Annotated in this window: 6 protein-coding genes; 2 read left to right on the top strand and 4 right to left on the bottom strand. The window is 41.5% G+C overall.

The annotated features are described in order from the left end of the window. On the top strand, positions 1-472 hold a 472-nt coding region (locus RM049_RS38990; protein WP_322708080.1), incomplete at its 5' end, for a ribonuclease HI family protein. On the opposite strand, the gene RM049_RS38985 is transcribed toward RM049_RS38990, so the two are convergent. After that, positions 413-664: a hypothetical protein gene (locus tag RM049_RS38985; RefSeq protein WP_322708079.1), complete on the bottom strand. Its 252-nt coding sequence runs from the start codon at positions 662-664 to the stop codon at positions 413-415. The two genes, RM049_RS38990 and RM049_RS38985, sit on opposite strands and share 60 nt — an antisense overlap. A 450-nt stretch (positions 665-1,114) precedes the next feature. Continuing rightward, a complete protein-coding gene (locus tag RM049_RS38980) occupies positions 1,115-2,521 on the bottom strand; it encodes a glycosyltransferase family 2 protein (protein ID WP_322708078.1) in 1,407 nt (468 codons plus the stop codon). A gap of 693 nt (positions 2,522-3,214) precedes the next feature. On the opposite strand from RM049_RS38980, the gene ebsA reads away from it, so the two are divergent. After that, positions 3,215-3,589, top strand: a complete 375-nt coding sequence (ebsA, locus tag RM049_RS38975) for a type IV pilus biogenesis protein EbsA (RefSeq protein ID WP_322688958.1) — start codon at positions 3,215-3,217, stop codon at positions 3,587-3,589. 167 nt (positions 3,590-3,756) lie between these two features. On the opposite strand, the gene RM049_RS38970 is transcribed toward ebsA, so the two are convergent. Together RM049_RS38970 and RM049_RS38965 are read right to left on the bottom strand one after the other, a co-directional pair. Continuing rightward, on the bottom strand, positions 3,757-4,560 hold the full coding sequence (locus RM049_RS38970; RefSeq protein WP_322708077.1) for a PEP-CTERM sorting domain-containing protein: 804 nt from the start codon (positions 4,558-4,560) through the stop codon (positions 3,757-3,759). 426 nt (positions 4,561-4,986) lie between these two features. Continuing rightward, complete coding sequence (locus RM049_RS38965; RefSeq protein WP_322708076.1) at positions 4,987-6,429, bottom strand: AAA-like domain-containing protein; 1,443 nt, start codon at positions 6,427-6,429, stop codon at positions 4,987-4,989. Positions 6,430-6,472 lie beyond the last annotated feature (43 nt).

Below are 6,472 nucleotides of genomic sequence, written 5' to 3'. Positions count from 1 at the left end.
TCTTTTCAACTCAGCTTTGCTGGGTCGTTTTTTGTTGCTTAGTCTAAACTCCAGTGATTTAATCACTATGGATGAAACCGCAATAATTCACTTTGATGGCGCTGTGCCCAATCCAGGCAAAGCCGCTGCCGCCTGCATTATCCAGCTTGCAGGGCAAACACACACCTTTAGCCGATATCTCGGTGAACCAATCAGCAATAATGTAGCGGAGTATCACAGATTACTTTTGGAAGTAGAAGAAGCACTGAAAATAGACGTAAAACAAGCCAAAATCTACGGTGATAGCGAGTTGGTAGTCAAACACTTAAACGGAATTTACAAGGTAAGAAAACCTCATTTACAACCGCTTTATGAGGAAGCGCGATCCCACTTATCCAAATTTGTCAAGTACGAACTGATTTGGATACGGCGTTCAGACAACGCCTTGGCTGATGCTGCGGTAGGTGAATGTATCGGGAGGGCTGGCAACTAATACATAATCTTCGTTCGTTAGCTCATTGCAGAGTTGAGTAAGATTATCAGTGTCTGCCTCGTATAGATAAGCCAGTGGTTCTTCGCGGGCATCGACCAATGTGAGTCCGTAACGCTTGACGATCGCGTGCCTTTTATCTCTATCCGAAGTTTCTACGAACTGGACAATTATATCTGAGATGGTCGCAGGCATTTTTTCCCTTATAAATTGTTGTCGCTATTATAAGCCAATACAGACAGTTCAGTTAAGCATTTCTTTCTTCTCTCAGTGCCCTCTGCGCCTCTGTGGTTCGTTAAAAAAATTGACTTTGACAAAGAGTTTTAGCCTTAGCTGAACCGTATTGTATTATAAGCGCTCAGTCAACGTAACGTTACGCTGACTAGCTTGGGAGTATGGAGGAAGGTCAAAAAGATTGAGCAATGGGAAAGATTACCAAGCTAACCTCAAAAAGCCTGGTTTGGATTTGTTGCTTAGGGGACTTTCAATTAAAAAAATATCCCTTTTTAGGGGCGCAAGGACTTGCGCCCCTACGAATATACAAATAATTTTGGATAATTATTTTTGTCAGTCCCTAAAAAAAATGCAAAATTACCAAAAATAATTTTGCATTTTGAATTTTTAATTTTTAATTTCCCAAAGGGGCTATTCCCCATGCCCAGTATGCAAGGTTTTCACCCATTTCAGGCGCTTTGGTCTTACCGACATCCGAGCAGTAGTGCTGCTCATGACGACTAACCAGTGCAACATATATAAACTGCCACGCAGGGTTTGCACCAGCATCGTAAGATGTGTAGAAAGTGGGAATTTTTGATCTTGACGTACCCGCTTCAAACCTGTAAACATCCCTACCATCGACATAGAAATGGACAAGCCTGTGATCGGACTTAACATTGGTGGACGATGACGAGCGATCGCCATTAATAAATCTGGGACTGCTGCTGTCGGTAAGATATACATAATCAGCATAAAAATCAGCAAATCCCAGCTTTTACGCGTCCCCATCCGGTTTTTGAGAATTAAATCCCAATAATCTAAATAGCGCTGATAACCGCCTTCTGCCCAACGGTTGCGCTGATGCCAGAGTGAAACTGCATTTGTCACTCCTTCTTCTTGCACCGCTGGATGGAAAACACACTCAATATCCCATTTATCCAAATGTAAGCGGATTGTCAAATCCAAATCATCGGTAATAGTTTCTTCATTCCAGCCACCGCAGCTTTCCAAGGCGGAACGCCGGACAAATTGACCATTGCCCCGCAGTTCGCCAATGCCACCAAGGGCAGTCCGTTGTTGCTGAAACCAGGTATCAAGGGCCATTTCAGCCATTTGACCCTTAGTCCAAAAGTTTGCTTTAGCGTTGGCGATCGCTTTTCGCACCTGCACCGCCCCCACGTTTTCTCTTTGAAATAAAGGTATTACCTGTTGCAGTAAATCTGGTGTTACTTGGGCATCAGCATCAAATACTGCTATAATGTCGCCCTTTGTCAGCGGCAATACCTGATTCAACGCCCCCGATTTGCCACCAGTAGCTTCTGCTGAACGCCTTAGTACTTTCAGCTGGTCGTGTTTCTGTGCGAGTTCCGCTAATAAATGTGGCGTGCTATCACTGCTGCGATCGTCAATTATCCAAATTTCGTACTCCCCACCTGGATATTCCAGATTACAAAGATTTTTGACTAATTTAGCAATTACCGCTTCCTCATTTTTCGCAGCCACTAGCACAGAAACAGAAGGTAAATCTCCCTGTATTTCTTTTGGATAGCGACGGGATTTAGTAAACACCACCACCAAAGCATGAAATCCTAGAATGGTGGTCAGTCCTAGAATAAAAATGGAAGCCCAAGAAACTAAATGTAGAGCGATCGTGCCACTCCAGACGATAGTCAAGACTAGAGCTGCTTTGCCTCTACGACCTTGAAACCGGGATGGTAGAGACATAGAATCTGTCTCTAACACTGACTCCTCATCTACTGATAGGTCAGATAACAAGGAGTTGAGCGGATCGAGCTCTTGATAAGAATCTTCTTCGGGCCAGGAATTCGCTGGCATAGGTTAGGTTGCTTGATTCAAAAACCACTATTTGTCTACAGTTAGTAATTTTACGGACAAATATCCCTAAGCTACTTTTCCCGATATTAATCGGAATGGGCAAACTGCAATACCCGCTATCCCTAAGCCAAAAGCCGCTGGGACTACCTTTGTTGTCACCGCCACTGTGCGTAATTACCTCATATTAACCGCGTTTGCTACTCTTAGACAGAAGCTTGATTCCTTTGATAGCCACTTCGGCAGGAAGCTTGTAGAGTCGGACTTTCCCTAATGAGAACTCCGGTTTGGGTAAAGTAATAGCAAGGCAGCAGCAGCTTTTTGTTGGGAAAAACTGCAATAACGGCATCCACCACTGTACAGTAGGGATTTTTAGTGTTACCGTTCCCAGATTCGATAACAGTTAATGCAGCATCATTGTAACCGAAATTTTAATATTTCTTAGTAGTAACTTCATTTATTAGGCATGGGGCATGGGGACTGGGGTATGGGGACTGGGGACTGGGGACTGGGGGACTGGAGAGCAGAAGAGTGGAGTTCAAAAACTCGTCAGCAAGTATCAAAGACTTATCCCTTATGCCCAATGCCCAATCCCCAATCCCCATTCCTACTATGTGCTTTAGACACATCTTTGGGGAATACTACTAACATCCACTAATATCCCCAGTTGCTAACTAACTTGAGGAATATTTAACTATGTCTATCGAGCAACTCCAGCCTGCAACTCAACAACAAGCCAGTGTTTACTTACCTTATGTTCAGGGTGCTAGGCGCAATTTCTTACCCTATGCCATCAGTCTTTATCAAAAAGGGGTCTTGGAGGGACATCGCAAGATCGAAGCCAGCGAACATGTCCCTTTTGTCGCCTCCTGGAATGTTGCTACTTTACCCTCAGACTTAACCCGTTGCCGAATTCAGTTTGATGGCAATGCTGACCTGAGTTATGAACTGATGATGGCTAGTTTCGAGTTTATTAATTTTTTAATTGAACTTATGGACAACTATAAACGTTATCGTATAACCGATTTTTCACAACCGTTTTATCGCAAGCTACTGCGTATAGATGAATGATTCAACTCAGCCGGATTTGCAAAAATCCGGCTTATTTTAAATTGATAGATAAATAAGTTCGTAGTAAGGACTTTAGTCCTTATTGTCTGAGGTTATTTGCTCACAAGGCACTGACGTTTACAATTCAGCTTCAGCCTTGTGAGCTTTTTTACAACAGGCTTTCAGTTTTAAAACGTCTTTCTAAGTCCGCTGTCTTTTCTTCTTTTCAGAACGATACCAAAACTAGCTACCATCAAAGTTCCGAGAAGGGTAGCGGGTTCTGGAATAGAAGTTTCATTTATAGGTACTATGATTCTTAAATTTGCCAAACTAGCATTAGTTATGGTCAAGGATGTTACGCCTGGGAAACCTGGGATATCAGACTGGAAATCAAAGACTGTGGGAGTTAAATTACCATTGGGATTACTATATCGCTCCCCATATCCACTCACTTCAAAAGTACCTTGATATTTCTTTCCGGTATTTGGGTCAGTGACAGTACCAGTGTAGAAAGCTTTTGTAAGATTAAATTCATCTTGAACTACTCCTTGAAATGTGGTTCCTGACAATTGTCCCTGGTAAAGAAAGGTAGTCAATTGACCGCCAGAAAGAACAGGTGATGTCAGAACACCATCAAACGAGACAATTGGAATACCTTTAAAGTCAACAAAGTGATGCAGACTTCCATCGGAGCGTGTTTCTACCTGTAAATAGTCTGAATGGTATACAGGAACATAATTAGGATTATTATTAGTACCTAAGTTCCGGTAATAAGTTCCAGTATCATCCGTATCAATACGAGTAATACTATTATTGAAATTTGGATTATTTCTGGGCAGTTCGATAGTTCCTGATAATGTACCAGTGCTTTCAATTGTGATGAATTGAGCAGCAATTGCACTTGCTCCACTCATAGCGATCGCTACTGCCGCAAGACAACTGCTGCTAACAGCTGCAAAACCTAGCTTAATCCCTAATGAACTCACTTTCATTAACAAATTGTTCCTTTATTTGTCGATAGTAAACACACCTAATATGCTGAGATTAATTGCAAGTTTATCTCATGCATGATTTATTATTCCCAAGCTAGTAATGGAAGTTTCATCGACAAAAAAAGTCTTATCAGTTGCTATTTTTAGCAAAACAGAATAAAGGCGTCAGAAGTCAGAATTCAGAATAAATTTTGTGCAACTGCTGGATGAATTAAGGGGTTTAACACCTCCACTCAATCTGCATATTTAGTGGTAAACAAAACAGTGGCGGGTCTGAATTCCCCACTGATTCATTCTGACTTCGGAATTCAGAATAGCTGAATTATTCTTCATATCGCAAAAAATCAGTGATATTAGAGTGTTTTGACGAGCAAAATTTTGCCACTCAATTTGCAGGTAGCTTTCAAAGTAGCAGTGATTAACTAATTAAGTTAGTTCATCTAAACTAGAGAGGACGGACAACTGTTGATTTTCTTGTTTCAATTGTTCAACATGAGTATTATTGAAATGCTCACTTTTTTTGAGATATTGTTGGAAATATAACCGATATAATTCACACGCAGGAGTACTGCGTAGGCGTAGCTTGTCGTAGACATCGCCTTCTAAATTAATTAGCCCTATACTTTGTAATTTATATGCCAAGCTTGGCTCTAATTTTACATAATTTGTAGTATTAATCACTTCATAAAAAGCATCTCCCAATTCTGGCTCATCTCGAAGTGCTAGTACATACTGCTTTAGACACTGGTTATAAATTCCGGCTTCTGTGGGTGCTTGTTGCAATAACTGTCCTAAATCTCTTTTTAATCCGCCTTTACCCACAATGTGATACAATGCCAATCGCACCAAATAAGGATTTCCTCCCACCATTGCCATCAAACTATCGGCATCTTCACCATCTGTCCAATCCAAGCCGTGACGTTGTGCTAAATCCTGCACTTGCTCTTTCGTAAAGGGAGGTAAATTAATTGTCAAACCAATATTAAATAATGGCGATTGAGTGAGTTTTATGGGAACAAGAATTTCTGTTGAATAAACCAGAATCAGACGTAATTTTTGCCAAATTTCTACCCTTTTGGCTTGTTCATGCCACGATCGCACTAATGGTAGCAACTCTTGAGCAATTTCCTGATACTCAAATACCCAGTCCACCTCATTTAATACTAAAACCACAGGACTTGAGAGCGCAGGCAGTAAATATTTTTGGAAATAGATAGAGCAGCTGACTTTGCTACCCATATCTTCATCCCAATAATCATTGAGTTTTGTTTCTAGCTGTAACTCCCGACTAACATTGACACAGAACCAGCGCAAAAATTTATCCAAACTGGCAAATACTGCTTTGTCTGCTTGCTGAAAGTCCAAAGTTACGGTGCGAAAGCCTTGCTTGTTAGCGCGTGCAAGCAACCGCAAAACCAGAGAGCTTTTCCCCATCTTTTTGGGTGCTTTGATGCAAATTACACTCCCAGGTTCAGCCATTTCTGCGTAAGCGAGTTCTTCAATTGGCGGTCGAGGGATGTAAAATCTGGAATTAAGAGATACTGGGCCACTAGGAAATTCTAAGGATATCGCTGTGGCGGCTCGATTGAATTCCTTAATTAACTGCTGATGCGCTTCGCTAAAATGGTGATTTTCTAGAGTGTGGCGAAAGTTGGATTTATGTATTGGTTCTTTGTAAAAATTACTCAGTACTTGCCATAAATGAGCAGCGATTTTCTTGACACGTTCCTCGCCGTAGTGCGCTTCACTAGCTATATTGGTGTAGGTTTCTCCTTCCCACGAAGAACGCAATATCAACTCTTGGAGCGTCGTTAAACCGGTTGCTTGACTGGCTTTTAGTAGCAATACTAGTTCATCTATAGAACCCATTTGACATCTAAGAAGGTGCAGCAAGCCTCTTAACCATTAACCG

The organism is Nostoc sp. DedQUE04 (assembly GCF_034530995.1).
Classification (GTDB): Bacteria; Cyanobacteriota; Cyanobacteriia; order Cyanobacteriales; family Nostocaceae; genus Nostoc.
This window is presented reverse-complemented; position numbering and strand designations above follow the sequence as displayed.